At 45.1% G+C, this 26,677-nt stretch carries 19 protein-coding genes and 2 pseudogenes; 5 read left to right on the plus strand and 16 right to left on the minus strand.

Going from position 1 to position 26,677, the window contains the following annotated elements; translation table 11 throughout:
• Positions 1–4: 4 nt before the first annotated feature.
• The 4 genes from MHB56_RS14090 (at position 5) to MHB56_RS14105 (ending at position 8,046) form a co-directional block, all read left to right on the plus strand.
• A complete protein-coding gene (locus MHB56_RS14090; protein WP_139331005.1) occupies positions 5–1,726 on the plus strand; it encodes an extracellular solute-binding protein in 1,722 nt (573 codons plus the stop codon).
• 148 nt (positions 1,727–1,874) lie between these two features.
• Positions 1,875–3,713 carry a sensor histidine kinase gene (locus tag MHB56_RS14095; RefSeq protein ID WP_341143686.1) on the plus strand — a complete coding sequence of 613 codons (1,839 nt, stop codon included), beginning with the start codon at positions 1,875–1,877 and terminating at the stop codon, positions 3,711–3,713.
• A 3-nt stretch (positions 3,714–3,716) separates the two neighbouring features.
• Complete coding sequence (locus tag MHB56_RS14100; protein WP_341143687.1) at positions 3,717–5,288, plus strand: response regulator transcription factor; 1,572 nt, start codon at positions 3,717–3,719, stop codon at positions 5,286–5,288.
• A 136-nt stretch (positions 5,289–5,424) separates the two neighbouring features.
• On the plus strand, positions 5,425–8,046 hold the full coding sequence (locus MHB56_RS14105; protein ID WP_341143688.1) for a family 16 glycosylhydrolase: 2,622 nt from the start codon (positions 5,425–5,427) through the stop codon (positions 8,044–8,046).
• Between the two features lie 183 nt (positions 8,047–8,229).
• Here the strand turns inward: MHB56_RS14105 and MHB56_RS14110 are convergent, their stop codons facing one another.
• From MHB56_RS14110 to MHB56_RS14145, 8 genes are all read right to left on the minus strand, one after another.
• On the minus strand, positions 8,230–8,610 hold the full coding sequence (locus MHB56_RS14110) for a FlxA-like family protein (protein WP_076124277.1): 381 nt from the start codon (positions 8,608–8,610) through the stop codon (positions 8,230–8,232).
• A gap of 202 nt (positions 8,611–8,812) precedes the next feature.
• The gene (locus MHB56_RS14115) at positions 8,813–9,523 is read right to left on the minus strand and encodes an ABC transporter permease (protein WP_076191510.1); all 711 of its coding nucleotides are present in this window, start codon (positions 9,521–9,523) and stop codon (positions 8,813–8,815) included.
• Positions 9,520–10,365, minus strand: coding sequence for an ABC transporter ATP-binding protein (locus tag MHB56_RS14120; protein WP_076278213.1), 846 nt, complete (start codon positions 10,363–10,365; stop codon positions 9,520–9,522). The genes MHB56_RS14115 and MHB56_RS14120 overlap by 4 nt, the downstream gene beginning before the upstream one ends.
• A gap of 104 nt (positions 10,366–10,469) precedes the next feature.
• Positions 10,470–11,405, minus strand: a complete 936-nt coding sequence (locus tag MHB56_RS14125; RefSeq protein ID WP_341143689.1) for a LytTR family transcriptional regulator DNA-binding domain-containing protein — start codon at positions 11,403–11,405, stop codon at positions 10,470–10,472.
• 265 nt (positions 11,406–11,670) lie between these two features.
• Entirely contained in the window at positions 11,671–12,204 is a 534-nt protein-coding gene (locus MHB56_RS14130) for a YceI family protein (protein WP_076278212.1), read from the minus strand.
• Between the two features lie 251 nt (positions 12,205–12,455).
• Positions 12,456–12,890: a MarR family winged helix-turn-helix transcriptional regulator gene (locus MHB56_RS14135; RefSeq protein ID WP_076124286.1), complete on the minus strand. Its 435-nt coding sequence runs from the start codon at positions 12,888–12,890 to the stop codon at positions 12,456–12,458.
• Between the two features lies 1 nt (position 12,891).
• Positions 12,892–13,848 (minus strand): quinone oxidoreductase family protein, encoded by a 957-nt coding sequence (locus MHB56_RS14140; protein WP_341143690.1) that lies wholly within the window; start codon positions 13,846–13,848, stop codon positions 12,892–12,894.
• Between the two features lie 172 nt (positions 13,849–14,020).
• Positions 14,021–16,903 carry an S-layer homology domain-containing protein gene (locus tag MHB56_RS14145; protein ID WP_341143691.1) on the minus strand — a complete coding sequence of 961 codons (2,883 nt, stop codon included), beginning with the start codon at positions 16,901–16,903 and terminating at the stop codon, positions 14,021–14,023.
• Between the two features lie 316 nt (positions 16,904–17,219).
• Between MHB56_RS14145 and MHB56_RS14150 the strand changes: the two genes are divergently transcribed.
• Positions 17,220–17,690 (plus strand): pyridoxamine 5'-phosphate oxidase family protein, encoded by a 471-nt coding sequence (locus tag MHB56_RS14150; protein WP_076191502.1) that lies wholly within the window; start codon positions 17,220–17,222, stop codon positions 17,688–17,690.
• A gap of 98 nt (positions 17,691–17,788) precedes the next feature.
• Here MHB56_RS14150 and MHB56_RS14155 read toward each other — a convergent pair whose 3' ends face one another.
• The 8 genes and pseudogenes from MHB56_RS14155 to MHB56_RS14190 form a co-directional block, all read right to left on the minus strand.
• On the minus strand, positions 17,789–18,220 hold the full coding sequence (locus MHB56_RS14155) for a hypothetical protein (protein WP_341143692.1): 432 nt from the start codon (positions 18,218–18,220) through the stop codon (positions 17,789–17,791).
• Positions 18,198–18,785 (minus strand): helix-turn-helix transcriptional regulator, encoded by a 588-nt coding sequence (locus tag MHB56_RS14160; protein WP_341143693.1) that lies wholly within the window; start codon positions 18,783–18,785, stop codon positions 18,198–18,200. Before MHB56_RS14160 ends, MHB56_RS14155 begins: the two co-directional genes overlap by 23 nt.
• 51 nt (positions 18,786–18,836) lie before the next feature.
• On the minus strand, positions 18,837–21,428 hold the full coding sequence (locus tag MHB56_RS14165; protein ID WP_076191496.1) for an FtsX-like permease family protein: 2,592 nt from the start codon (positions 21,426–21,428) through the stop codon (positions 18,837–18,839).
• Positions 21,425–22,108: an ABC transporter ATP-binding protein gene (locus tag MHB56_RS14170; protein ID WP_339245554.1), complete on the minus strand. Its 684-nt coding sequence runs from the start codon at positions 22,106–22,108 to the stop codon at positions 21,425–21,427. Before MHB56_RS14170 ends, MHB56_RS14165 begins: the two co-directional genes overlap by 4 nt.
• 24 nt (positions 22,109–22,132) lie before the next feature.
• Positions 22,133–23,071, minus strand: a complete 939-nt coding sequence (locus MHB56_RS14175) for a VanZ family protein (RefSeq protein ID WP_076303505.1) — start codon at positions 23,069–23,071, stop codon at positions 22,133–22,135.
• 101 nt (positions 23,072–23,172) lie between these two features.
• Positions 23,173–24,011 (minus strand): annotated as a pseudogene (locus tag MHB56_RS14180) (sensor histidine kinase); the annotation flags it as partial.
• A pseudogene (locus tag MHB56_RS14185) lies at positions 24,008–24,154 on the minus strand (DNA-binding response regulator); the annotation flags it as partial. The pseudogenes MHB56_RS14180 and MHB56_RS14185, both read right to left, overlap by 4 nt.
• 95 nt (positions 24,155–24,249) lie before the next feature.
• Positions 24,250–26,661 carry a U32 family peptidase gene (locus MHB56_RS14190; protein WP_256716457.1) on the minus strand — a complete coding sequence of 804 codons (2,412 nt, stop codon included), beginning with the start codon at positions 26,659–26,661 and terminating at the stop codon, positions 24,250–24,252.
• Positions 26,662–26,677 lie beyond the last annotated feature (16 nt).

Here is a 26,677-nt window from a genome sequence, read left to right on the forward strand (position 1 = left end):
GTGAGTGTCTAGAAACTGGTATACAAAAATTCAGAAGCAGCAAAGAAAGGATGATAATGTCATGAAACGCAATCTGATTAAGCCGGGGTTGACCCTCGTTCTGGCCGCAAGCCTGATGCTAGGCATAGCCGCGTGTTCCAATTCAGCGAATAGTGAAAATAAGCCAACACCACAGCCTACAGATAGTACACAGCCGCCGCAGAGTGAAGCAAAGCTCAATCCCGATGATCCGGCATGGAAGCTGGATACCAGCCCTGTTGATTTGACCTGGTTCGTAGGTGCTAACTGGTATGCCCACACTTGGGGAGACAGCTTGACCTCCAAGTACGTAACGGAAAAAACAGGCGTAAACATCAAGCTTGAGGTACCTTCTGGTGAAGCGAATGAGCATATTACCCTAATGATGACCTCGGGCAAGCTGCCAGACTTGATATCAATGGGTTCGTGGGAAACCGCTGTCAAAAAGCTGTGGGAAGGCGATCATGTCTACGCCTTAAATGAATTAGCTGACAAGTATGACCCTTACTTCTTCAAGGTGGCGGGGGACGGTACACTGAAGTGGTATCGTCAAGAAAATGGCAATACCTATGGCGTTCCGAATGATTCATATAGCCCCAACCTGATGCATGAAACTGGCATGACGGCCGCCAACCAGACTTTCCTGGTGCGAAAAGATTTGTATGAGGAGATGGGCAGCCCGGACCTTAGCACTCCAGAGGGCTTTCTGAACGCACTGCAACTGGTAAAGGATAAGTACTCCCAATATAAAGGCCAGCCCATCAGTCCCTTTTTTGCACAAGGGAACGTCCCTTACGGGATGACCGAATATCTGCAGAACCTACTGGCCGTACCGCATGAGAAAGACGGAAAAGTATACGACCGCATTACCGATCCCGATTATATTGCCTGGCTAAAAACCTTCCGTACGGCTTACGAGCGCGGGTTGATTAATGTGGATTTCCTGGTGGATTCCGATACTCAGGTCGAGGAAAAAACAAACAACGCCCGCTATTTCATGATGGTCCGTGAGTGGACCGGTATGTCGGCTGTCAATCCTATGCTGGCTGCTAGCGGCAACCCGGACTCTTACTACATCGCAGTCGATGGGCCAAAGAACAGCAAGGGCGATAACCCTAAGTTATTCCCTGGCAACATGGACGGCTGGATGGTGACGATGATTAGCAAATCAACCGAAAACCCTGAACGAGCCATCCGCTTTTTGACCTATCTGGCCAGCGAAGAAGGCCAGCGAGATTTATTCCTTGGCAAGGAAGGCGAAACATGGGAGATGGTAGATGGCAAGCCGCAGCTGAAGCCTGAAATGGTAAAATTACTCGACACTGATATTGAGAAGCTGGAGAAAGAATACGGCATCATGGATACCTATTGGATGATGCGAAACCCTGTAATCGTCAACCAGTGGAGACCGGAGAAATCTCCTGTCATTAAGCAAATGGAAGACTTCGCCAATATGCAGGCCGATATTGATAGCGGTATCTATAAGGGCTTAGATCCACAGGGCGATTCTGATGTGTCGGTAGCCTGGTCCCGTATTTCGCAAAATTGGGAGGAAGTACTCCCTGAGCTAATTACGGCCAAGAATGAGGCTGAATTTGATAAAATCTTCGACAATTTCCTTGACCGCCGCGAGAATTACAGCTTTGGCAAGGTGATGGAATACCGCCAGGCTGAACTGGATGTGCGAAAATCCAAAATGGCAGAGTAATAATGCCCGTATTAAGATTGCTGCCGGCCACCGAAAGGGTGGCCGGTATTCCCTTTTTCGCTTCTTTTAACCATTTAACAAAACAGCCTAGTTACCTACCGGGCAGTTTGTAATATATGGTATATTACAAGGGTAGGAGGCTGCTTAAATGAAGTATCTGCTGACTAAAATGAAGAAGCTGTACCGTAATTCCCGCATCTCCCAAAAATTGTTTTTGGCCTTTAGCATGATGATTGCCATCCCTGCGATTGTGGTATCCTTTTTATTTATCCGCACACAGGAAAGTCAGCTATACAAGGACGCTATGGCTACCGGCAGCAGCCATGTCTCAAGAATTAACGAACAGCTGCGCAGCAAAATGGGCATTCTTGAGAACGCTTCCTCTACTGCGCTGAATCAAAAGGCATTTGTAGATTTTATTCACTCCAATATGCGCGGGGATGGCCTGCGTCTCGTAAAATTTAGACAAAATCAATTTGAGCAAATGCATAATATCATTCAAAGCTACGAGATGATCAGCCAGCTCAGTTTCTATGTCGATAATCCAAACCTATTTGAGATTTGGCCTGAAATCTACCATTATGACAAGTTCTGGCCGAAGGACTACTGGGTGACACTTCGGGAGGAAGGCGGTGCGGCATACCGCTTATTTGCTTTTAAAGATGGAGAGCATACGCTATCCTATTACCGGTTGGTACGTCTTCAGGGGCAACAGCAGAAACTCCCTACCATTATGGAAATCCGCGCCCAGCATAGCGTCTTTTTCAGTGACTTGCTTGAGGATAGCGGGGGGGATTTCTTTTCTGTAGTGATGGATGGAGCCGACTCTTCCCGATCGGTATACAATCCTGAGCATATTTTTTCTCAAAATGCCGGTGAAGAATTGGATAAAATTCTAGGCAGCATTCACCAGCGGTTGGATGTGCTGCAGCAGAGTAGCCCCATTAAGGTAAAGGTAGGCGACCATACTTACTACGCGTTGTATCGCTACATCGCCCCACTGAACGCCTATGTAGTGGATATTGCCTCTCATCAAGCGCTGATGAAAGGCCCACGAAGCTGGTATTTGCTCGTAGTAGCGATCACATTGTGTGTATTGCTGCTGATGTTACTGCTCGTTTCACATACCACTCGGCGCATTTTCCGCCGGCTCGACAGGGTGCTGGTTTCTATGCGCAAGGTGCGGCAAGGCCAACTGGATGCGAAAATTGATACCGGCCTGGATAAAAACGAAACCGGTGACGAAATCGACGAGGTGGCCGTCAGCTACAATAATATGTTGGACGAAATCAAACATCTGATGACCCAAGTGGTAGATAAACAGCTGATCGCCAAAAATGCACAACTGCACTCGCTGCATTCGCAGATCAATTCACACTTTTTATATAACGCGCTGGAATCCATCCGTATGCTCGCGGAGGTTCAGCGACAGCCGGCTATCGCCGAAGCGTTGGTGTCTTTAGGCTCACAACTGCGATACAGTATGCAATGGCGCAGCGATACGGTTGCGCTTAGCGAAGAACTTGCCAACATACACAGCTTTGTCCGATTCATAAACTTTATGGAGGGTGGCAGCATTGAGTTGACGGCGGATCTCCCGCAGGAGGTACTGCGTTATACAATCCCTAAAATGTGCATGCAGCCCATCGTCGAAAATGCCGTTCATCATGCAGCGCCCTCGGGCGGCAGCGTAAGTATCCAAATTACCGTATCGGTAGAAAATGACAGCCTTCTGCTAATTGAGATACGAGATGATGGCGCAGGTATTGACCCGGAAATGCTGTCCAGTCTGCAGGCTGTGCTGCGGGGCGACTCAGATTCACCGATTGTTACCAGCAAAAACGGACTGGGCTTGGAGAACGTGCATAAGCGCATACAGCTTCATTATGGTAAGGACTGCGGTCTTTGGATTGACAGTGTGCAGGGCGCCTATACTTGTGTAACCATACGTTTGCCTTGGGAAAATGTGAATCTTGGAGGATGGTAGGGCATGATCAATATTCTAATTGTGGACGATCAAAAGCATATTCGTGATGGGCTGCAGGCTATGCTGCGCCAATTTGCGCTGCAGCTGGACAATATTTACTGTGCCGTAAACGGAATTGAGGCCTTGGATATATTGAGTCAGCACAACATCCAACTGGTGATTACTGATATCAGGATGCCCGATATGGATGGACTGACGCTGATGGCGCAGAGCAAACAGAAGCACATCGAGGTAGATTATCTGATTATTAGCGGCTATAGTGATTTTGCCTATGCTCAAAAGGCCATCGAACTTGGAGCAAAGGGCTACCTGCTCAAACCTGTTAAACGTGAAGATCTGCAAACCGCAGTAGAACATGTAGCGAATGAGATAAAAACACGGCAGACGCTCTCGCGTAATATGGAGCATATCTCGCGCCGCGCCCGGGAGACAGACCGCAAGGAACTGAGTATGTTCATGCAGGGTGCAATGATTGATGAGGCGTGGGTTATCCAGACCCAGCAACAGAATCCAGGGTTGTGGAGTAATTACCGCCTGTGTCTGCTGCGGGAGGAATTATGGATTAACCAACCGGGGGCTGACAGTAGCCACAGCATGGAATCCCTTGCCTACCGTGTGTATGGCAGACGAGGGTGTATATGCCTGCAACACCGCCCGTACCTGATTCTCGCGGTTGATGCGGCCGTAGAAACGGGAGCCTTCCCGGCCGCCCTCAAAGCAGGACAGATAGATGCCATTACTGCCATGACCAGCCCGCAGCAAGGATTGAAGGAGTTGCCCCGCAGCTATACACAAGCGTTGGAGCTCTATCGCCACAGTTACCTGTTTCCAGAGAAGAACTGCATCTTGCCAACACATATTGAGCGACTGGAGCAGCAGTGGGAGCTTCCCTATGAAGAGTTATATGCCCTGTTCCAGTTAATCGGCACCAAAAACAGCGGTACAATCACCCAAGGCATTTCTATGATATTTCACAAAGATACATTGCAACGCTATCACATCCAATACACACAGCAGCTATGCCGTGCCATTGTACAGATGCTGGAGGAATCTGTACGTGTGATCCGCCCGTACATGGGGGAAGAAGCGCTGGACATCGAATGTTTACGAAATCTATTCGATTATCCGGGTATTCGCGATTATATTCAGGCGCTGCAACAACAGCTGCTTCGGCTGAACCAATTTTATTATGAATATAAGTGCAGCTATCGCAACTCGCAAGATTTGAATGAAGCCATACGCTTTATACACGAAAGCTATCATAAACCCCTGGATCTCGCGATGGTATCGAACCACGTGTCGCTTAATTATGCCTATTTTTCTAACCTGTTCAAAAAAAATATCGGCAAAGGCTTTGCAGAATACTTGCGCGATGTGCGCCTGGATAAAGCCCGGCGGCTACTGGCCGAAACCGATCATAAAATTGTAGAGGTAGCCACCATGGTAGGGTATGAAAGCTACAAAAGTTTTACACGATCCTTTCGGGATGTCATGGATATGCAGCCCACAGAATATCGGCAAATGATGCGCCGGAAGCACGACAGCGGGGAAAAGTACCGTGACACAGCGCTATAAATAATCAAAAGCCAAAAAATTGGGTTAGAACAAAAATAATTGTACCTTTTAGCTGATTATTATATTCGATAGAATAGAGATGTCCCTAAATGTAAGCGGTTTCGTTTCTTCATTATTTTATTAAAGGAGGGCAAGTATGAAACGACTTTACAATACGGAGAGTGGTTTTAAGCAGAAGGTATTTAGTTTGTTCTTAGCAGTAGTACTGTTAGCTGGGGTTGGCCTATTGCCGACTTCAAAGGTGCAGGCAGCAGGAACCACAGTTACCTCTATGTCTTACTTTTCAGCAGCAGACGGTCCTGTCATCTCAAAATCAGGGGTTGGGCAAGCTAGCTATGGTTTCGTCATGCCTACATTTAATGGGGGCTCTGCCACCTGGAATGATGTTTCCGATGACGTCGGTGTAAAAGTAAAAGTTGCTGGAAACTGGGTGGATATTGACAATGCAGGCGGCTATACCTACAACCAAAACTGGGGACACTGGAGCGACGGTGGCTTGAATGGCTATTGGTTCACTCTCTCCGCAACAACGGAGATTCAGCTATTCTCCAAGGCTAATGGAGTTACACTTGATTACACCCTGGTATTTCAAAACATAAACAAAACGACCATTACTGCTATGGCCCCTACACAAGGGCCGCAGATTACAGCAGGATTTACAGGAAGTGCAGGCTTTACTTATCCTACCTTCAACAATGATCCGGCTGTTACCTATGAAGCCGTAGCTGAAGATCTGAAGGTATATGTAAAACCTGTAAGCAGCAGTACATGGATTGATATTGACAATAATGCAGCCAGCGGCTGGATCTACGATAACAACTTCGGACAATTCACCGAAGGCGGCGGTGGCTACTGGTTCACCGTAACAGAGTCTATCAACGTCAAGTTAGAATCGAAAACCTCAACGGCTAACGTCGTTTATACCCTCACCTTTAATAAACCGGTAAGAAATTCATACGTCTTAACTCCTTATGAGGGAACGACCTTTACCGCAGATGCAAAAGGTGTAATAGGTGTCCCGCTACCCAAAATTGATGGGGGCGCTCCAATAGGCACTGAGCTAGGAAATTACGTTTACCAAATTAACATCAACGGACAATGGGTTGCTATGAGTGATTCCAGCCAAAGCGGATTTGTATACGCCGGCAATGGCTATAACAACATGTCCGATGCCAACCAGTGGGGCTATTGGGCTGACTATATCTATGGGCTTTGGTTCCAGCCCGTCCAAGAGGATGTGCAAATCCGTATTGGCTATCCATTAAATGGACAGGCGGGCGGAAGTGTCGGCAACAATTACGTCAACTATACCTTTATCGGTAATCCAGATGCCCCACGTCCGGATGTATCCGATCATGATGACATTGCCATCGGAACACCAAACGACACCACGATAGAGGGTATGAATCTCATTTGGCAGGATGAATTTAACGGAACAGCGCTCGATACGAGCAAATGGAGCTACGAACAAGGTTATTATATTACTGACGATCCGAATAGCTGGGGCTGGGGCAACGCGGAACTGCAGCACTATACAGACAGTACACAAAATGTATTTGTACAGGACGGAAAGCTGAATATCAGAGCTTTGAACGATTCAAAATCCTTTCCACAGGACCCAAGCCGGTATGCCCAGTACTCATCCGGCAAGATTAACACCAAAGATCACTTGTCCTTCCAGTACGGCAGAGTAGATATTCGTGCTAAGCTGCCTACAGGTAACGGCGTTTGGCCAGCACTTTGGATGCTTCCGGAAGATGCCGCTTATGGAGCGTGGGCCGCATCCGGAGAAATTGATATTATGGAAGCCAAAGGACGCTTGCCCGGCACGACCAGCGGGGCCATACACTTTGGCGGACAATGGCCTGTAAACAGATATATTGCTGGTGAATATCACTTCCCTGAAGGCCAGACCTTCGCCAATGATTATCATGTGTACTCCATGATCTGGGAAGAAGATAATATGAAATGGTATGTGGACGGCAAGTTCTTCTTTAAAGTCAGTAGAGATCAATGGTATTCCGTAGCTGCACCTAACAATCCGAACGCCCCATTCGATCAACCCTTCTACATCATTATGAATCTGGCGATCGGCGGGCACTTCGACAGCGGCCATACCCCAGATCCGTCCGATATTCCTGCAACAATGCAAGTGGATTATGTTCGCGTCTATAAAGAAGGCAACAGCGAGAATCCGGTAAATGTACCGGTTACCGGTATTTCTCTGAATCAAACTACTGCGCAGGTGGAGGTCGGACAGACTGTGCAGTTGAACGCCAATATTGCCCCGTCTAATGCAACCAATAAGCAGGTCACTTGGAACGTATCAGGTACCAGCGTCGCTTCCGTGAATCCGAACGGTCTCGTGACGGGACTCACTCCAGGCACAACAACCGTAACTGCTACAACAGCCGACGGCAATAAAACAGCCCTCTCCACCATCACTGTTGTACCGGCATCATCATCCGGTGTTATCATCGTCGGCGATGAGGTGCGGGGTCTGAAGAAAATAGGTGACGACCTGCTGTTCTATGTGAACGGCGCAACCTTTGCCGACTTACACTATAAGCTAAATAACGGTGGGCAGCTAAACGTAGCCATGACCCCGGCAGGAAACGGAAACTATACCTACCCTGTAAATCACCTGCAACACGGGGATACCATCGAGTACTCCTTCACCTATAATCCGGGACAAGGGGCCGTCGATTCCCCAACGCTCTCGTATATCCATGGGGTAACCCAAGGAACACCAGAGTAAAGTAGTTGAACGCTAAGCAACTGCATGAACACGAATAGGCGAGGAGGAAGTGTTGAAGCTTCCCTCTCGCCTATTTTGTTGTTTCTACCGTGTTGCTGGTCTCCTCGGTGGAAGCTCAGCTAGCCTCATGATTATGGGCCGTCAGTTCATCACCTGACGCTTTCCGCACCTTCGCTCGCTTGCCTAAATTAACGCGTCGAAATGACCCTCCGCGTCCACCGTCGCCGTCCGGGGATCAGTCAGGCCGATGCCCTTGAGGCCTCCCTTTCCTTCAATTCCCCAAAGGGGGAGGTGATCCTGAAGCGGAGAAGCAGGCACAAAATTTACGGAGGTGCTGCTCCCGCTTTTCTGTACCAGTTGGGACTCCAGCAGCCGGATTTGCCGCTGCAGCTGCTCCCGGCGATAAGGCGTCTGCATCTCACTTCCTTGTGCCGCATTCACTTTATCCAGTTCCATCATCAGTCGGTTTCGCTGTTTCTCCAGAGAACTGACATCACTCTGTGTACCGCCGTAGGCCGCAATGGTCTGTACGGAGCTGATGCCTGATACTGTCTGTGCCGCCATGATCTTTCCCCCGTTTCCTTGGCTCCCAATCCAAAATCAGCCAAATTTGAAAGTTCTAATCATCTTTATTACCCGGCAGGCCCCGTCATGACAACATCACAGCCTCAATTGGAAAATAATCGTCGTATAGTCTCAGTCGGCCGCGTGTTTCAACCCTACCAAAGACCCACCGAAGGCTGGCTAAAGTCCCTTCAGAGCTCCCTTACTCGTCCTTCAACCGCCGCTGATACAAAATGACAGACACTACTGTTAGCACAACCGTCCATACCAAATTAATGAGGAGTGGTTTCAATACATCGCCCGTCGTATAACCTGTATTGCTTAGACCCAGCAGATGCACAAGCTGACTGCTCGGCATGTAATCCAGCACTTTGAAGACCGGATAATCCTTCGCTAGTACTTCTCCCCACGGTGCCCCCATAAATATGAACGCCACAGGGAGTATAGATAATGAGGCTTCAAGCAACGTCTTAGAGAATAAACCGCAGATCGTCCCGGCTGCAGTGTACAGAATAATCGAAAGAATGATTACTGCCACAAACGCCCATATATTAGCTGGCTCATAGCCAAATAATAATGTGGAAATAGCGAGAACAACAGCAGACATGACAAAGACCAAACTGCTTTTACCGATTAGTACATCCATGGTCGTAGCCGGTGTCATCATTAATGACCGTAAAGTGTTACGCTCCTTCTCTTCCGCAATCAAGCAGGCTTGTGCGAAACATGTTAGCAATACAAACGAACTATTAAAAAGAAAACCGCTGGCTCCAGGTAAAGACGCACCTGCCCTCTTGAAAATCAGAGCGATAATAATAGGAAAAATCAGCATAATGGACAGCGCGTAGTTACGTGAAAACTCTTTGTAATCCTTCACAAATATCGCCCGGGCACGTTTGTATGAGATACTCATAGTAGCTCACTTCCTGTCATTTTAATAAAGATATCACCTAGACTTGGTTCTTTCATCTCTAACCGGTCAATTAGCCCCCGCTTCATCCAATCCGCGATTTGATCAGCCGCCCCCTCATCGATCGGGAGCTCGTAGGTTTCCCCATTGATTAAGTCCACACAAATTACGTTCTCCCGGTGCTGTCGTTTAAGTTCCTTTGGAGAGCCTATGGTTTGGATTTGTCCCTGATACAGAATCGCTACACGGTTGCATATCAATTCTGCTTCAGACATATCATGCGTAGTCAGAAAAATCGTTGTTCCTTTCTCATTTAAGTAGCGTAAGCCTTTATAAATATGTGCTGTGTTTACCGGATCTAAAGCCGAAGTTGGTTCATCCAGAAATAATAATTCCGGCTCATGGATAATCGCGCATGCCAGCATGACACGCTGACGCATCCCTTTGGATAAGAGGTTGGCTTTCTTTTTGCGCTCTCCGCTTAAGTTTACAAACTGCAGCACCTTGTCGACCGCAGATTTGGGAAGATCATATAGCTTACGATACAGCTCCAGATTTTCCTCAATACTTAACCTCTCATATAGACCACTGTTATCCGTCAAAATGCCAAAACGCATCTTCTGAGCAGACTGCTGCATCATCTCCGCTGGCTGGTCAAATACACTTGCCTGTCCACTTGTCGGATTTAATTGTGCCGTTAGAATCTTGATTAATGTTGTTTTGCCTGAGCCACTCGGGCCAAGGAAACCAAAAATTTCACCCTTAGGAATTGAAAAAGAAACATCTGCTAACGCATCCTTTTCTCCAAATCTCTTACGGATACGTTCTACCCGGATAACATTCATTAACTCCACATCCTTAGTGTTGATGGCTTAAACATATACAGATTACATGCTTCCTGCCATCAAAACGCGCCGAAATGTAGCTGTAAGCGCCTGAATGGTACCCTTTAAATGTTAAGAAGAGCTTTTAATTCAGACAATTTTGAACGGGATAACGGAACCACGGCATCTTGACCTGTATTTAATCGCAAGCTGTAGCTATTTTTCGTCCATGTAATAATCTCTCTTACTTTTTGCAGATTAACAATATAGGATCGGTGACACCTAAAAAAACCGAAATTTAATAATCTCTGCTCGAGCTCGGTCAGCGTTAGCGCACAGTCATAATTTTCACCGCACACATGAACAAGGATTGACCCCTCTACACTTTCTATAAAATCAATTTCAGGCGGATTAAATAAAATCACTTTGTCATTTCTTTTGGTAGAGATCTTCTGCAAGGTTATATTGGCCTCGTCTTGTTTCTGTACTTCCTGCTTATCCTCGTCGAAGTCCCGAATATCCAATGGATGAAATCCCGATTCGTTCAACCGATAAATGGCATCACAGGAAATAAGGGCATCCTCTAAATTCGAAGTTAAAATTAAAATCTGCTTTTCTTGTGAAAGATCATCAAGAATCCGTTTGAGTTGACGACAATCTTGCTCTTCCAAGTAAAAATAGGGTTCCTCCAGTACAAGTGTAGGCTGATGCGCAAAAAATACACGCAGCAATGTCACATACATTCTTTTCGATGAGCTTAGATCCTTGATCTTTACCTTCCGTTCTTCCTTTAAAGCAAAATAATCTATCAACGAAGCGGCACGCTCATACCTCTCCGTTATTCTGATTAGAAAAGTGATTAGTTCCTCCACCGATAAACGCATATACTCGTTTTGCCCAGCCCGAAATAAATAATATTGGGAATGATCACCTAATTGATTCATTAAAAGCTGCTTTCGCTTCAAGTCCGTTATGATGCCAACCGATTGATTCGGTGTCATATTTAATTCGATCTTCGGTAGAAATAATTCCCCATTATAATAAATTGGTTGAAATTGCATGCCATCCTCCCGGTCAGTGCTGCTATAGGGTATACTTTTTCAATTTAGTTCCTGTTATTTCCTGCTCGATAAATACGATTTAGGTAATATTTAATGCAAATATAAGTCAAGGCATCTTCTAGTCATTTCTGCACATAAAAAAAGCCCAAGCAGCTTCTCCGCTCGGTGCAAGAGTAAATTAATTAGTAATACGGTTCAGCGCAATTTCTGTAACAGCAAGTTTTGAATAAAGACCATCCCGATAAAAGGATAGTCTTTAGGGTCACTAATTTATTTTAATTGCCTCAATACAAAGCTCGATCCTCACTTCATTTCCGACTATAATTCCACCCGTTTCCAGAGGCGAGTTGAATTTCAATCCAAATTCATTACGATCAATACTGGCTGTTGAATGAAATCCTACACGTTCCCGTCCGCGGGGGTCCTTGTTTAGTCCTTCAAAAACAGTATGAAAAGTAACAGATTGGGTTACTCCATGCAGAGTTAGATTGCCTGTAAGTTCATATTGCCGCTCACCAGCAAAGACACAGTTGGTGCTTTGAAATGCAATGGTTGGATACTTGGCAGCATGAAGGAAATCGTCGCCCCTCAAATGTTCATCTCGTTGCGCTTGGCGAGTTGTGATGCTATTTGCGTCTATGGAAGCCTGAATACCCATGGTCGTTAACTCGTTGGGATCAAAACTTAAAATCGCCTGGAAACGCTCAAAGACTCCTTTGATTTTATTAATCATTAAATGCGTCACCGAAAACTCGACGGAGCTGTGGTCCGGATCCACTTCCCATTTGATATTACTCATGAACAGATTCCACCTCTATAATAAGATTATGAGCAAGGTCACCCTATATCCAAAACAATGCGCTACTCGCTATACACCTAATATACAAAAACGCTACTGACAACGTTGTGTCAGTAGCGTTTTAGCATTTTTGCGGCTTCCTCGTAAATCCGATTTCAGAATGGTTCCCCATTGAATCCGTAATTCCTTTTACCCGAATATCCACCATGGCAATAAACAACGAACTGTGTGTGAACAGTCATAATCTGCAACTAGTCGAATCTTTGCAGCGATTCAAATAAACGCCTTAAGTTATTCAATAAGCTGTTTTTTTCCTCCAGAGTCCAGTCATCCAAAGCTTCATGCAAAATTCGTTCACGGGTGAGGCTAATCATTGCATTGATTTTCTCCCCGCTTTTCGTCAATTCAGACACACGAATGCGGGAATCTGCACTTGATGGATACGTATGAACCAACCCCGCGTTTTCTAACTTATCGATTTGCCGGCTAACACTCGAATAGTTTTTTCCCATCATGGCGGCCAAATCACCAACACTAGTCGGTTGGAGATGCACGATGCCCACAAAGACACGAAAGGTTGCTGCCTCCAAATTTACGCCAGCATTAGCAATCATCTTCTTATCGCGGTCTGGCCTATTGATAATGGAAACTAAATCGATCAGCGCTTTAAAAATATCGTTTTCCATTTTATTTCAACCTTACAACAGGACGAGGCATTAGCGGGGCATTCCAGGCCTCTTCAATATCTTCTAGAGCGAACTCTTTTGTGTTAATTTTTATCTTCCCCTCGGCGGCCATTTCAAAGACACCTCTAACAGCGGATAGCATATCAGCTTTGGAAACACTCTTATCTCCGCTACCTACGAGTTCGATTGTTGATGAGCGTAAAAGAGATGAAGGTAAATGAATGCTTTCTTGGCCAGATGAAGTTCCAATGCTTACAAAACGGGTTGAACGATCCGTTTTCGCCTTAGCAAGAGCTGACATGATGGCGAGTGCGCTGTCGCCCCAAAGATAATCCAATATAACATCAACACCTTCAGCAATAACTGGCATTAGGGCGTTTTCAAACATTTTTTGACCGTTGTCGGCTGTCATATCAAATGCAATGGCCTCATCAGCTTCAAGTGCTTGCAACTTCAATTCGTTGCGTCCTGTTACAATGACCTTCTTGGCCCCCAGACCCTTAGCAATCTGAACTGCTAAACTACCGGATGTACCAGTAGCGCCATTAATCAATACAGTTTGACCGGATTTAAAATCAGCTCGAAATACCAATGCAGCCCATGACGACATAGCAGGGTTGGCGATAGCGGCAGCAGTGAGATCATCAATACCATCTGGTAAACGGACAGTCAGCTTTTCGTTGACAATTGTTTGCTCAGCCAAACTGCCATATGGTGCAGTAGGCAGCGCAAAGTAAACACGAGACCCATCTTTCAAAGTTCCTACACCGTCGATACCGGCTACAATTGGAAAGTTATCTTCAGAAGAATAGTGCATACCCATTGAACGGAACTTGCTAACTCGACTCAAGGCTGTGGCCGTAACGTTAATTATAACTAGCCCCTCTGTCCCAACGGGGGAATCAAAATGACCCATTACGGGAATCGTCCCCTTAACCTTTACGATTGCTGCCTTCATATTTACACCCTTCTTCCACCCCATATTATGTGCATATTGCACATAATAAAGTATAACATAAATTATGTGCAATATGCACACTTTATTTGGAATCCATATCCAAACGCACGCCCATTAGCTTATTTCCAAAAGAAACGGCTGGTCAGGTTCCCCTGATCCAGCCGTTTTTTGATTACTTTAATATTACATTATCGATTAGTACCGCCGTATCGTAGATACTATCTCCTTGGTCCCAAACATGGAACCGAAGGACAATGGAGCCCTTGCCGGCAAATTGGCTTACATCAAATTGTACATGCTTCCAATTCGTCATGTATGTTGTATGATCCCCGCCGTAGAAATCAATCGCTACTTTGTTCTCTTCAATCCAATAGGCCGTGGATTCATTAATCGATTCAGCCCCGATAATAACAGAATCATTACCATAGACACTGGACGTCACTGTATTGCCGCCATTTATGTGAGAAGTAATGAGGGAAGCCGTATTAATGTATACACTGGAAGTTACCGTTGCTCTGAAGGTGTCATTGAATTTGCTTCCAACGAATTCCTTAGGCTCCTCAGAAATGAAATTGTAATCGAACGATAGGGTTGTTGCACCCGCCGGAACAATGAAACTTTGCTCGATATAACTGTCTGAATTGTAGTCATATCCTCCTTGATCATTGTTTTCATACCCAAGGCCAGTGCTGATAATAGCCATGTAGTTCCCCTCTGTCGGTTTAAGCGGTCCCAGCTTGGAGATCACCCGAACATCGCCGTTTCCATTCCAGCCGGTCCAAGTTCCGTTTTCAAAGGTTCCGTTGATGACCCCTTCGGTCTTAGTGCCAATGCTGCTTCCTTTCATGAAGAATGCTGCCAACCCATCGTTTGCTCCATGGGCAGCCACTGCTGCTTGAAAGGCTTTTTCGGTTGTCATGTTGTCATCGTTTAAAGCGGTAAATACGGATTTAGCAATAGCTTGATCATATGCAAGCTTTACATAATCGGTATATCCATAATAAGTGCCAGCACCATTGTTGATGAAGGCATCTGCCATGGAATCGTTGTACGCGCTGCGGCAGCTGCCATTATATACGATGGTATCAGGTAGCATATCGTTGTACCGTGTAATAAAAGACGGTGTAATAGCATAATAACCGGATATAATAGCCAGTCGTCCCTTTTTCAAGTCCAACTCATAGGTCTTTTTGCTCTCTGTCGTTGCCTTTTCTCCTGTCAGGAACATAACTTGCGGTCCAGCGTATTTGAAATCAATGCCGTACTTATTATGGAGCTTTTGAAGCACTTTTTCATCATAGTAAGTATCTCCGTGGGTATCCAAGACCACGACGCCATACTGATTCAGCCCTTTAAAGAAATTAACGCCCGCTGCGGTGTCCTTTACTCTTTCTACAAGGAAAGGGTAACTCGACTGGTCAAAGCTGTGATATACAGCGTCATAAACAGTCGAAGATGGAAGTGTGCCGGAGAACGGAGAAATCACAGCAACTCGCTGGCTTCCTATGGTGGCCACGGTTTGTTCCACATTTTGCGTTAGCGCCTCAGCCGCCAATGTAGTACTGGACGCAGCCTCTTCTACGGTGCTGCTTAACCCTTTTGTATTCTCAGGAGCTGCGGATATCCCCCCTAGAATCCCGTTGTCCAGCAAATACCAGATGCTTCCTCCTTCACCCGAAATCCCAGCATGCTCTACTTCTGCTTGGGTTTGGAGCCAAGCCACAGTTTCTTCCTTTGCTTTTTGCAAATTACCATATGAAGTAGCCAGTTGATCAAGCTTACTCTGTGTATTATTTTCAATGATTTCCGTTTGTGCAAGCTGTTCATCCGTAAGATGCTTCATTACAGATAATTTAAAAACTGTGCTGCTTGGCACATCTCCCACAAACGCCTGCAGATTTATGTAACCCTCCGTACTTTCAGTCAATACTGCTTTGCCACTGTACAGTCCGTCTGCCTCAAGACTGTCTCCATGGGCTTCCAAACCGTCATCGTACAACGAAATGATTTGCGAAATGACTTTGCCGCTGTCATCTACTTGATAGACACTAGCGATTACCGTTCCTGGCGCATTAATCGATGAGCGGAATATAACTTCTGTTGGCTCTTCCACATAAATGGCATCTGAACTCTCCCCCTTCACCACAACCTGGAGAGCATTTGCCGGTGCCGGGGTTGCCGGTGTCGGTGTCGGTGCCGATGTTGGTGTTGGTGTCACTGGTGCTGGGGTTGCCGGTGCTGGGGTTGCCGATGCTGGCGTTCCCGGACCTGAAGCTCCCGGCGCCGGTGCTGTCACAGATGTCCCGCGGTCAGTTGTTGCCGGGGTGGCAGTCGGTGTTACCTCAGGACTCTTGCCCTTATTAACCTCTTCAGCCAGAAGCTGTTTGGATTTCTCGACATATACTGACTTATTGGTTTTGAACTCATAAGCCAGACGAGCCAGAGCCTGGCGCTCCGCATGCTCTTTCGGTTTGAATTTCAGAGTGCCGTCACTGCCTTGGACCCCGTTGATGAAACCATTTTTGAAGGCAAGGGATACTTGCGCTTTTGCCCATTCGGACACCTCTGAGATATCCGACAGCTTGCTATCAACCGGAAGCTTCTTCGCTGTTTCATCCAATTCGAAAGCTCGGATGAAAAACACGACCAGCTCCTCACGGGTGACATTTGCATTAGGACTGAAGGTGGTGGCCGATGTCCCCTCCGTAATGCCTGCCTTTACCAATGCACCTACATAACCGCGATACCAACTGTTCGCGGCAACGTCTTTAAACGGTGCGGCTTGATCAGCATTTGCTTCTAGCCCCAACGACAGGACTATGATTTTCGCCAGTTCGGCACGTGACATAGCCTTTTTCGGTTTAAAAGAGTTATCTTCATAACCTGAGATTATTCCTGCTTCAGTTAATGATTGAATCTCCTTTTGCGCATAAGAGCCTGTGATGTCTTTGAACTGCGCGGCCTCACCAAACACCATATGTGGCGTAAGAGTGCTTAATAATAGGGCAAACACAATCATCAGACTGAGTTTACGGCGTGCTGCTTGGAATAACATTATTTCTTCCCCCTTCTTACTCTAAAAATATCAATGAGTCTGTCGTCCTAGTGAGTTCCAAGGATGGCATTTTACACCATTATTCGACAACTTCTTGATTCTACAATAGGACCAGGGTAATTTACAATGTCTATTACATAAAAAAAATAGATATATTTGTAGACTGGAGATTAAATGGCATAAAAAAAAGACCATCGAGTATAAGCTTGGATTGATGGCGATTTAATATTTTATCGTATTATTCTTCACATGCACTAAGATTTTACAATGATAAGCTTAATCATGTATGCCTTATGACACTTTAGGAGGTAATATAATGAGCAAGTACGACGAAGCCATGAAGCTGCTGGAAGAACAAGCGGGTAACAAGGACGGCCTGATCTCACTATCCACCATCGCACTGGAACCGGGGGCTAATGGCAAAAGCCGTCCCTCCGCCCGCATTGTAGACGCCTATTATGAGGACGGTGCGTTCTACACCGTTACTTACGCGACCTCAGGCAAGATGCAGCAGATCGCCCAAAACCCCGAAGTCGCTGTTTGTATCATCGTCGAAAACTTTACGGCCGATGGTATCGGTGAAAACCTGGGCTGGGTATGTGACGAGAAAAACGCGGAGATGATGACAAAGCTGCGCACAATATTCGCCGGGTGGTATAACGAAGCCAATAACGACGAAGATCCTAACACATGCCTGCTGCGCATTCGCCTGACAAAGGGCCTGTGGAATGACGCCCATAAAGGGATCAGAAATGAGATTGATTTTATCAATAAGACGGCAAATTAAGTGGTCTGAGTGATAGAACAGTCAGCAAAAAAGGTTCATCGCAGCAGTCAGCCACGATGAACCTTTTCATAAGAACCAACTAAATGATAACAGCTACATTAGAACTTTATAAAACCCGTAAGGCCTGGGAATTGACTTCCCGGAAATCCCGGAAAACCTGGAAATCCCGGATTTTCACCTTCTCCACCTTCTCCACCTTCTCCGCTTCCTTCGTCAGGCAAGATAAGCTCATAAGTCACATTTTGTGCCGGCACTAAGTTCATAGCATACTCATCAATTTCCGGTGCCCCGTCTAACGCCTTCCATCCAATTCCAGTCACTCCTAATCCCCAGACAGATTTACTTGGAATCATGAATTGTACGCCGAAACGATAGGTTTCCTCATTGATTAGCTTTTCTTCTTGTGTAAATGGATCAATGTAGATAAATTTCACTTTATACACATTTCTATCATAATATAGCTGGAGCGTCCTACTGCCATCTTCACCCCGGCTAATCTTCTCTTTCTCAAAATACTCGGTAAGCTGCACGCCCAATTCGCGAAGTGAATCTGAGTACGACCTGTATGTCCCGCTGCGAATAGCTTTGCTTAATAACCTCGGCGATTTGGTCTTCCGGCAGCTCTCTTTTTGCAAAAGGCGGCCCCTGTCTCAGTTGCCTAATCCGCACGAGCTTGAATCTGCGGTAGTCCTCTCTGACCCGGCAAAAGCCTATCACATACCAATGGCCGTGGCGAAAGTCAATCCAGCTTGGCTCTACCGTTCGCTCCAGCTTTTCCATATCCCTATTGATATAGTCGAACACCAGCAGCCTGTTATCCGTGATGGCCTTGCTTATGATCCCAATGTATTCTTTATTTTCCTGCTCCATGCTGAAATGGGACATATCCAGAGTCAGCTTGTGCTTATCGGACTCCCGCTTATAGGTATGCTCAACCTTTAACATGATGTCATTAAAAGCTTCGTTCCTGCCAAACAAGCCGTGTAAATTCTTCATTCGCAAGGATACCTCGAAATGCTCGGCAAGCTCCTTGCCCGTTACCGTACCTTTACCGGAGATGATCAGCAGCATGGAGAGCAATCGGTCGACTCGCATGATTGTGTGTGACGTCGGGTAACGTCTCCTCCTCTGGGTGAAGTACGTGAATCATATATTCTCTTGCTTTAATGCATCAATAATATTCTCCTTTTTTACTTTAGCTCCGGAATAAACAACCGCAGAGCTGACAATGACAAATACACACACAATGACAGACAGAATGCTCATCCAGGGCAGGGTGAACCCATAGCTGAATTTGTTCGCAAATGCTTTATAGATCAGAAACATCACGGCGAAACTGACAGGAAGCCCATACAAGAGCGACTTGACCCCATAAAAAACACTCTCATAGTTCAGCATTTTTGCAAACCCCTTTGGCGTCGCGCCTACGGATTTCAGCATCGCGAATTCCCGTTTGCGAAGAGCCAGCCCTGTTGAGATCGTATTAAAGATGTTCGCAACAGAAATCGCAGAGATTAATACGATAAAACCGTAAGAAAAGACGTTCATCAGCAGAATCTGTTGTTCTTCTCTTATTCTGAATTGATATACATTGTAGACATTCAGATTGGTCTCATTCATCGCTTCAATTTCCTGCTGCGTTTTCACCGGTTCCGTGCTTTTCAAATGGAGGTACATCGAAGCGTTAGCCAGCTCCTCGCCGTCTGCCAGCCGATTCATGACGCGTTCCGACACGATCATATTTAACCCGCCTACGCCTACCGGGCTCATCCCCATCGGTGCCTTATCCGTCAATGCGGCAAATATCACTTTATTTGCCTTCGTTTCTTCCCCGCTCGCTTTAATAAAACTCGTTAGCTCGATATGTTGTCCGATATTCGCATATATGGACTTCGTCTGAATATATTTCCCCGTATCTATATCTTTGTAATGAATCGTATCCATCACGATTGCGGCGGGATGATCCAGATCCGTAAGCTGTTCGTAATCTGCGCCAACCGCTCTGGCATAAGCTTGCAGGCTCGAATCATTCATTGCATAGAGCTTAATTTCGTAAGGGTATTTCCCGTCTTGCAGCATACTCTTATCCTGCTTAACCTTCTCTTGCAACTCGTCGGCGATGCTTGCTGCATCGACCCAAGCGTTCCCGACTAACTCATGACTCACGTTGTATTCCGTGACGCCATCCAGAGATACAAGCGATTGCATCAACCGGTCATCTAGTCTTTCGCCATTACTGGACGACACTTCAATATCGTAATTGATGCCTTCCAGCGACAATGCCAGAGATTGTGTCAGGCCAGTCGTGAAAAACGATATCGTCAAAAACAAAACGATGCTGATGACAAGCGAAAAAAGAATAACATGATGTCTTCGTTTGTTCCTTTTTAAGTTTTTCAGCCCGATTTCTGCTTCGATTCCGAAGAGCTTACGAATGATCTTCGACGTCTTCACTGCTTTGGCCGTAAGCTTTACGTCAGTGGTTTGGCGAATCGCGTCCACGGGAGATACCCTAGATGCTTTAACCGCCGGGAGATACGCCGAAACGAAAATCGTCAGCATCGAAACAAGACAAGTAATCAAGAGCAATAACGGCGTGACGATAAGCCTCAGCTTTTCACTAGTCCATAAGGCCCCTTCAATCATTGTGTTCATGAACAAAAAGGCGATTCCGATTCCGGCAAGACCGCATAAGATGCCAATGGGAATGCTGATCAAACCAATGACGATACCTTCAAAAAATACGGAATTTCGCTTCTGCCTTTTCGTCGCCCCCACGCTAGCGAGCATCCCTAAATGGCGGGAACGTTCCGAGACGGATATCGCAAAAGCGTTATAGATGAGTCCAACCGAGCCAATTATAATAGTCCCTATAATGACTGCCGATAATGAGAACATCATGCTGGATGAGGCCCCGCTGCTGGACAAGCCATAATAACGAAGCAAATCGTTATTATATTGGACAGTGTCAATTTGGTTTTTCTCAGCCAGCTTCTCCGCATGTGCGAACAAGAACGGATTGACCCGCTGCAAGACCACCGACGCATCGACCCGATCATCCCCCCCGATGATATGATCATCGACATAGCTAATGATCGTATAAGCCGGGGCCCAAGCCGTTTCCGACACCGGACGTTTAATGAAGCCTACCACCGTATAATCCCTAATTATGCTATGCTGTAATGTCTCGGTCAATGTGCCGTCTTTCCTGCGCAGCGGTTCCGTCTGATCCAGGGGATGATCGCCCCCTTGTTCGAATCGGTCGCCGACGCGAAGCGTTAGACGGTCGCCGATTTCGTACTTCACTTTGCCATTTGTTGCAACAGACTCGGAGATCACAACCTCCTTGTCCGTGTGCGGAAGACGTCCCTTGCTTATTTCAATCTGAAATTGTGTGAACCCTTGCACATCATATTCCTTAATGAACAAGTACGGCTTATTGGAATTTTGTCCCCCTTCTAATGGGGCATACCCAAGGTCTCTTGTGATTGCAACCGTTTTGGTTGCATCATCGCCCTGTATCGCCGCAAGCTGTTTCTTGGTTATATCTTGATACTGAATATGCCACTCCCCTGTATCTGTGATAGTTTGTCTGATCATTAAATCCGCAAAGGAAAAAACAAGCGTAATGACAGCGGTCATCATGGATACCGAAATAATTACGCCAAAAATAGTCACAAGTGTTCGTCTCTTGTTCTGCTTCAGATGCCGGATGGTTAATGTATTGACAATATTCATCGCCTTATCACCTCGTTTTTGGCAATCCTCCCATCTTCAATCGAAATGATTCTGTCGGCTTGCAGGGCGATCCGTTCGTCATGCGTGATTACGATCAGTGTCTGATGATAGGTCTTATTCAGTATTTTCAATAAAACGACGATCTCGCTGCTATTCCTGCTGTCCAGATTCCCGGTGGGTTCGTCGGCCAGCATGATCGCAGGATTGCCGATGATCGCCCTGCCAATCGAGACACGCTGCTGCTGTCCACCGGATAGCTGATTCGGCAGATGGTTTAATCGATGCTGCAAATTCAACGTATTCACAAGATCAGCCAATTGCTTTTGATCTACCTTTTGTTGATCCAGCAAGAGCGGCAGCGTAATATTCTCTTCCACCGTCAGGACGGGAATCAGATTGAAAAACTGGTAGATCAGCCCGATTTGCCTGCGTCTGAAGATGGCCAGCTGCGTTTCGTCCAAGGTATACATATCCGTATCCTGAACATACACTTTCCCGCCAGTCGGTCGATCCACACCGCCCAGCATATGAAGGAGTGTCGATTTCCCCGATCCGGAAGGTCCGATAATTGCGACGAATTCACCTTTTTGGACCGAAAAGGAAACATCATCAAGCGCCTTCACCGCCGATTCGCCTGTGCCGTATATTTCGGACAAATTTTCAATTGTTAAAATCTCCATTGCCATCCCTCCTTCCCTAGATGCTCAATTCCAGGTATATACCATCTCTCTATATCCAACATCCCAAAGGGTTTCATTCCCCTCAATGGTTATCTTAAGCTCATTAGCCCCGGTGAGATAAAGGATCCTCATATCCGGCTCATGGAGCTGATCTTCTGCAGATACAGACAGGAGCTCATGCCCGTCAACGGTAACCTTAATGCTGCCCTGAAAATCCTTATGATCAGGAATTCCATAATTCAAGCTAAGATACAGATCTCCCTTATTGCCTAGCGAATACGTATATGTTTCCTTCTTTTTACCTTCGATGCCATACACATTATATTGGGGTGTCACGTCTTGACCGCCAATCTTAAGACTGTCCTGTTTGGTTCCCGTTAATCGATTTCCGGTACTATCTTCCCATTCGTTTATCGCTACAAAAGGGGCCAACTCTTTGGTGAACACTTGATCAACTACTCCTAAGACCCCCCACACGCCGAGCATTAAGACAGCACTGGCAATTCCCGTAGCAGTGATATTTCTCCAGTAGTTTTTTGTACGGAAGCCAATCTTGTAGGCCCCGAATCCAATAGCAGCGCCCAATGAGTTCTTTATGACGTCGTTCGTGTCAAAGCTGCCGAGGAATGTTAGTGCCTGGATGGTCTCCACCACAAGAATGGACAGGATAAACCCTGTCATGAAGCGAACAAAGCTGGTGCGGTATAACAACGGAAACAGTATGCCAAAAGGTATGAAGGCTGCAATGTTTCCAATACCCACCAAGTCCATCAGTGTCGGATGTAGAAGATCGGAAAGACCCGGCACCCTAAAAAAATCGTCCGGCAAAAAAATAAAGGTGTACTGACTGGTTAGATCTACCTTATCCACTCTGCCGAAAGCAAAAAACATAAAATAAAGAATAATCAGGGTGTAGCCTATCGTGATAAAAAAAGTAATCTTGCGATGCTGCTTCATTTGCATGGTTGTACCTCCATCGTTCATCTGATGAATATCATTTTATCTGTCCAAAATGACTTTACAGTGACATTGGAGGTGACAGTTTAGTCACTTATGGAGTGCTGTTAAATCACATGCTTATAAAATTTGATCCGAAACTCTGTACCAGTCCCGCTGTCGCTCGTTACATCAATCACGCCGTTCTGGCTTGCAATGATGCTGTGAGCCATCGCAAGCCCTATACCGATGGTTCCTTCATTAGCATTCTTTCCTTTATAAAAACGTTTGAATATATAAGGCAAATCCTCTTTCGGAATGCCCTCTCCGTTGTCAGCAATAACGATTTCCGTAAATAGCACGTTGTCGGAAAATGTGATGGTAATCGCACCGCCCTCAGGTGTATGCTCCACTCCAATCTTCAAAATATTGATAACCGCTTCAGCAGTCCAATGGAAATCGCCGTCAAAAGAGACGTTGTCATCCCCTGTGATGGAAACGGTCTGTCCCTTAATATCCATCGGAATCATAACCGGCTCCAGTGCATTTAGGATTAGGGTTTTCATGTGTATTCGATCTTTTTTGAACGGGATAGTCCCCCATCCATTTTCGCTAGCTTTAATAAAGATGAAACAAGCCAATCGATCCGTTCAAGTTGAATGTGAATATGATGAGTGAACTCCGTTCTTTTGAGTGGAGGCAGATCAGGGGCGCTTAACAGATCTGCCATGACTGTCATAGAGGTGATCGGTGTTTTGAGTTGATGTGAAATATCGGAGATGGCATCGGTCAGTTGAAGCTTATCCTGCTGCAATAGAGAACGATGCTCGGAGAGCATGCGTGTCACCTTGTAAATATCATTCTTTAAGATGCTAAGCTCACCTTCTTGATTATCGCGAGGGTCAAGGGAGGCCTGGCCGCTGCTAATCTCCCGTAAATAGATGGACAGCTTCTCTAGCTCGTAATAGTGAACTGATCGATGTCTTCGGCGAGCACCTTTCGGGCTGAAGCGACATTATGGCAGAGAACAGTCCAATAACCCTCTTGCTGCAGCGAATATTCCAGTCCCGACGCGATCGTCTTATCATCTTCAACTAATAATATTTTCATCTGAAGTTCATCCTTAGGATTGGATTGAATTGCACCTGTCTCGGATTTACTTATAGTATTCCCCAAGATTTTAGAACATTTAATGAATTCCACGACTACACAATCTCTTTATTAAAATGTCCTCTTGTGTCTGTTTCCTGATTAAAGACAGCATTATTCATAGAGCCATTTAATTTGCCTGACGCCATATTAATGACTTTCACAACCTGCTCTTTGGATTCAACTGTGAAGTTTAATCTGAGCGCCTCGATTCCTTTGATGTTTGGTAGCTCATCCAACAGATTAAGCGTCTTCCCATTAAGGAGAGTCGTTGTACAATCATTATGGGAAATGATAGGGAACGTTCCGTGCTCATCTTTTAACTCATAGCTCTTCGTTTTGCAAATTCTGCATTGATTCATTTTTTTCATCGGACAATATTTTGTAAACATCAAAGGAACCTTGCCATATACAATCATTTCCAGTGCAGGATAGCCGTCATTTTCTTCATAATAGGCATTCCTTAAATCTTCAATTTGGCTCTTATTCAATTCATAAGATAAAGTGACTCGTTTTGCACCTAATTTATATAATTCATAGCAACTAGTAGCATTAACAACATTTAGAGAATAGTCCGTAACAAACGGATTCGTTTCTCTGTAGTGATAAATTCCGCCATATCCTCCGATTAGTAGCTGCCCTTCTTTTTCCTTATAACGATTCTGATTTCTTCTAACAACATTTTCATAATAGATTTCCTTAATTCCACAGCTCACGCAAGCATCATACTGCTCCTTAGTCGTTACAGAGGCCGTAAAGTATGGTTTTTCAGGGGCAAAGCTTATTTTTTCTTTTGCTTCCAAAGCCTTGGTTCTTTTCTGCTGGCTGTTAAGCTTTAAGTCATATAAGCCCAGTACAATATCTCTTCTTGCTGCATTTAACAGTTTAGCTGGAATAAAAGCATTGCATTCCTCAAAATCCACATGATTAAGTTCGAATATCGTATCATTTAATCTTGAAAATTGCTTGATTACCTGGTCTTTTGTTGTTGGATTATTAATGGCTTCGCCTAGTATTTCCTCGCTTTCATATGAATAATGACAGCCTAAGCCCTCCGCATCTATGACAAGCTTTGAATCTGGACGTGCATATACTCTAATATCGAGGTTAAACCGCTTAAATTCTTTTTCCAGTGATAATTCTAATTCTTTGTTATAGAAATAATCCTTCGTTTTATATACTAAATCTCCCGTAGACATCTTTTCTTTGATTTTGATATAGCAGACATCCTCTGCTTTGTTGATTAATTCGCCCTCTTTATCGTACAGTTTTGCAACCGTTAAATTAACATCTTCATTGTTGTGACTGATTCGAATGGTATCGTTCTGATTTAAAGGTCGTGTAAGTGTTATTTCATACCTATCTTTAACAATCTTGCTGATTGTTCCAATTTCATAACCAAAGTGATTAGGTCTTAAAATGTTTGTAATATTTCTCCTATCTTCGTGAAACAAATATCCTTTAGTAAATGTTCGATTGAATGTTTTTTTCAGATTTTCTTTGTCTTCTTCGGTTATTTTATGATCTAAGGCCTTGCGATATTTGGATACAACATTAGCAACATACGTAGGCACTTTCATTCGGCCTTCTATTTTTAAAGAATCGATTTCTTTTAAATCCTCGATATAGTCGATTGTGTTTAAGTCCTTGGTAGATAGAATATGGTTTTTCCCTAAAGATGTACCTGTTGTCTTATCCATGAGTTCATACTCCTTACGGCATGAACCCACACATCTTCCGCGATTTGCGCTTCGATTACCCATTAATCCTGACATTAGACAGTTTCCCGAGTAAGATACACATAAAGCACCGTGAACGAAAATTTCTAAAGGTATCTCAGCTTTTCTTTTGATCTCTTTTACTTTTTCAATCTCAACCTCACGGGACAGAACAACTCTTTTGGCACCAAGTTCTTTTAATAATAAAGTTCCGTCTAAATCGTCTATTCCCATTTGAGTTGAACAATGTGCTTCCATATCAAGAAAGTTTTTAACGATATAATCGAACGCAGTCAGATCCTGGACGATAATGCCATCCACACCGATTTTATTTAATTCGTGGATCTGCTCTTTCATCTCTTCAACTTCGTTTTCAAAAACGATGGTATTCATTGTAACATAGAGTTTAACGTCCCTCAGGTGCGCATACGTAACCGCCTCTTGTAACGATTCTAGATCAAAATTAGATGAGTATGCACGCGCACCAAATTTTTGCATTCCTAAGTATATGGCATCACAACCATTAGAAATTGCAGCTTTTAAAGCTTCCATATTTCCTGCTGGAGCTAGTAATTCAGTCATTTCTTCCTCCTTATGATCCATAAATAACGGCAATGCTAGTTTGTCCAAAGGTGTTCTTAAAAGTACATCGTCAGGACTGCATGGTATTGAAGAACGGTTAAAGGTCGTTTTCACGCTTTTGTTATTGCTTTTCTTAACAGCAGGTTTCCGCTTGCCGTACTGCGTCATCTCTTCTTCTTAGTCC

The organism is Paenibacillus sp. FSL H8-0315 (assembly GCF_038005365.1).
GTDB lineage: Bacteria > Bacillota > Bacilli > Paenibacillales > Paenibacillaceae > Paenibacillus_AQ > Paenibacillus_AQ odorifer.

Excerpts from the sequence above, each read along its gene's own strand:
- MHB56_RS14165 (WP_076191496.1), bottom strand. The coding sequence starts at position 21,428 with ATGAATATTGTCAATACATTAACCATCCGGCATCTGAAGCAGAACAAG.
- MHB56_RS14105 (WP_341143688.1), top strand. The coding sequence starts at position 5,425 with ATGAAACGACTTTACAATACGGAGAGTGGTTTTAAGCAGAAGGTATTT.
- MHB56_RS14110 (WP_076124277.1), bottom strand. The coding sequence starts at position 8,610 with ATGGCGGCACAGACAGTATCAGGCATCAGCTCCGTACAGACCATTGCG.
- MHB56_RS14150 (WP_076191502.1), top strand. The coding sequence starts at position 17,220 with ATGAGCAAGTACGACGAAGCCATGAAGCTGCTGGAAGAACAAGCGGGT.
- MHB56_RS14175 (WP_076303505.1), bottom strand. The coding sequence starts at position 23,071 with ATGCAAATGAAGCAGCATCGCAAGATTACTTTTTTTATCACGATAGGC.
- MHB56_RS14160 (WP_341143693.1), bottom strand. The coding sequence starts at position 18,785 with ATGCGAGTCGACCGATTGCTCTCCATGCTGCTGATCATCTCCGGTAAA.
- MHB56_RS14120 (WP_076278213.1), bottom strand. The coding sequence starts at position 10,365 with ATGAATGTTATCCGGGTAGAACGTATCCGTAAGAGATTTGGAGAAAAG.
- MHB56_RS14130 (WP_076278212.1), bottom strand. The coding sequence starts at position 12,204 with ATGAGTAATATCAAATGGGAAGTGGATCCGGACCACAGCTCCGTCGAG.
- MHB56_RS14095 (WP_341143686.1), top strand. The coding sequence starts at position 1,875 with ATGAAGTATCTGCTGACTAAAATGAAGAAGCTGTACCGTAATTCCCGC.
- MHB56_RS14115 (WP_076191510.1), bottom strand. The coding sequence starts at position 9,523 with ATGAGTATCTCATACAAACGTGCCCGGGCGATATTTGTGAAGGATTAC.
- MHB56_RS14125 (WP_341143689.1), bottom strand. The coding sequence starts at position 11,405 with ATGCAATTTCAACCAATTTATTATAATGGGGAATTATTTCTACCGAAG.
- MHB56_RS14140 (WP_341143690.1), bottom strand. The coding sequence starts at position 13,848 with ATGAAGGCAGCAATCGTAAAGGTTAAGGGGACGATTCCCGTAATGGGT.
- MHB56_RS14100 (WP_341143687.1), top strand. The coding sequence starts at position 3,717 with ATGATCAATATTCTAATTGTGGACGATCAAAAGCATATTCGTGATGGG.
- MHB56_RS14145 (WP_341143691.1), bottom strand. The coding sequence starts at position 16,903 with ATGTTATTCCAAGCAGCACGCCGTAAACTCAGTCTGATGATTGTGTTT.
- MHB56_RS14190 (WP_256716457.1), bottom strand. The coding sequence starts at position 26,661 with ATGACGCAGTACGGCAAGCGGAAACCTGCTGTTAAGAAAAGCAATAAC.
- MHB56_RS14170 (WP_339245554.1), bottom strand. The coding sequence starts at position 22,108 with ATGGAGATTTTAACAATTGAAAATTTGTCCGAAATATACGGCACAGGC.
- MHB56_RS14135 (WP_076124286.1), bottom strand. The coding sequence starts at position 12,890 with ATGGAAAACGATATTTTTAAAGCGCTGATCGATTTAGTTTCCATTATC.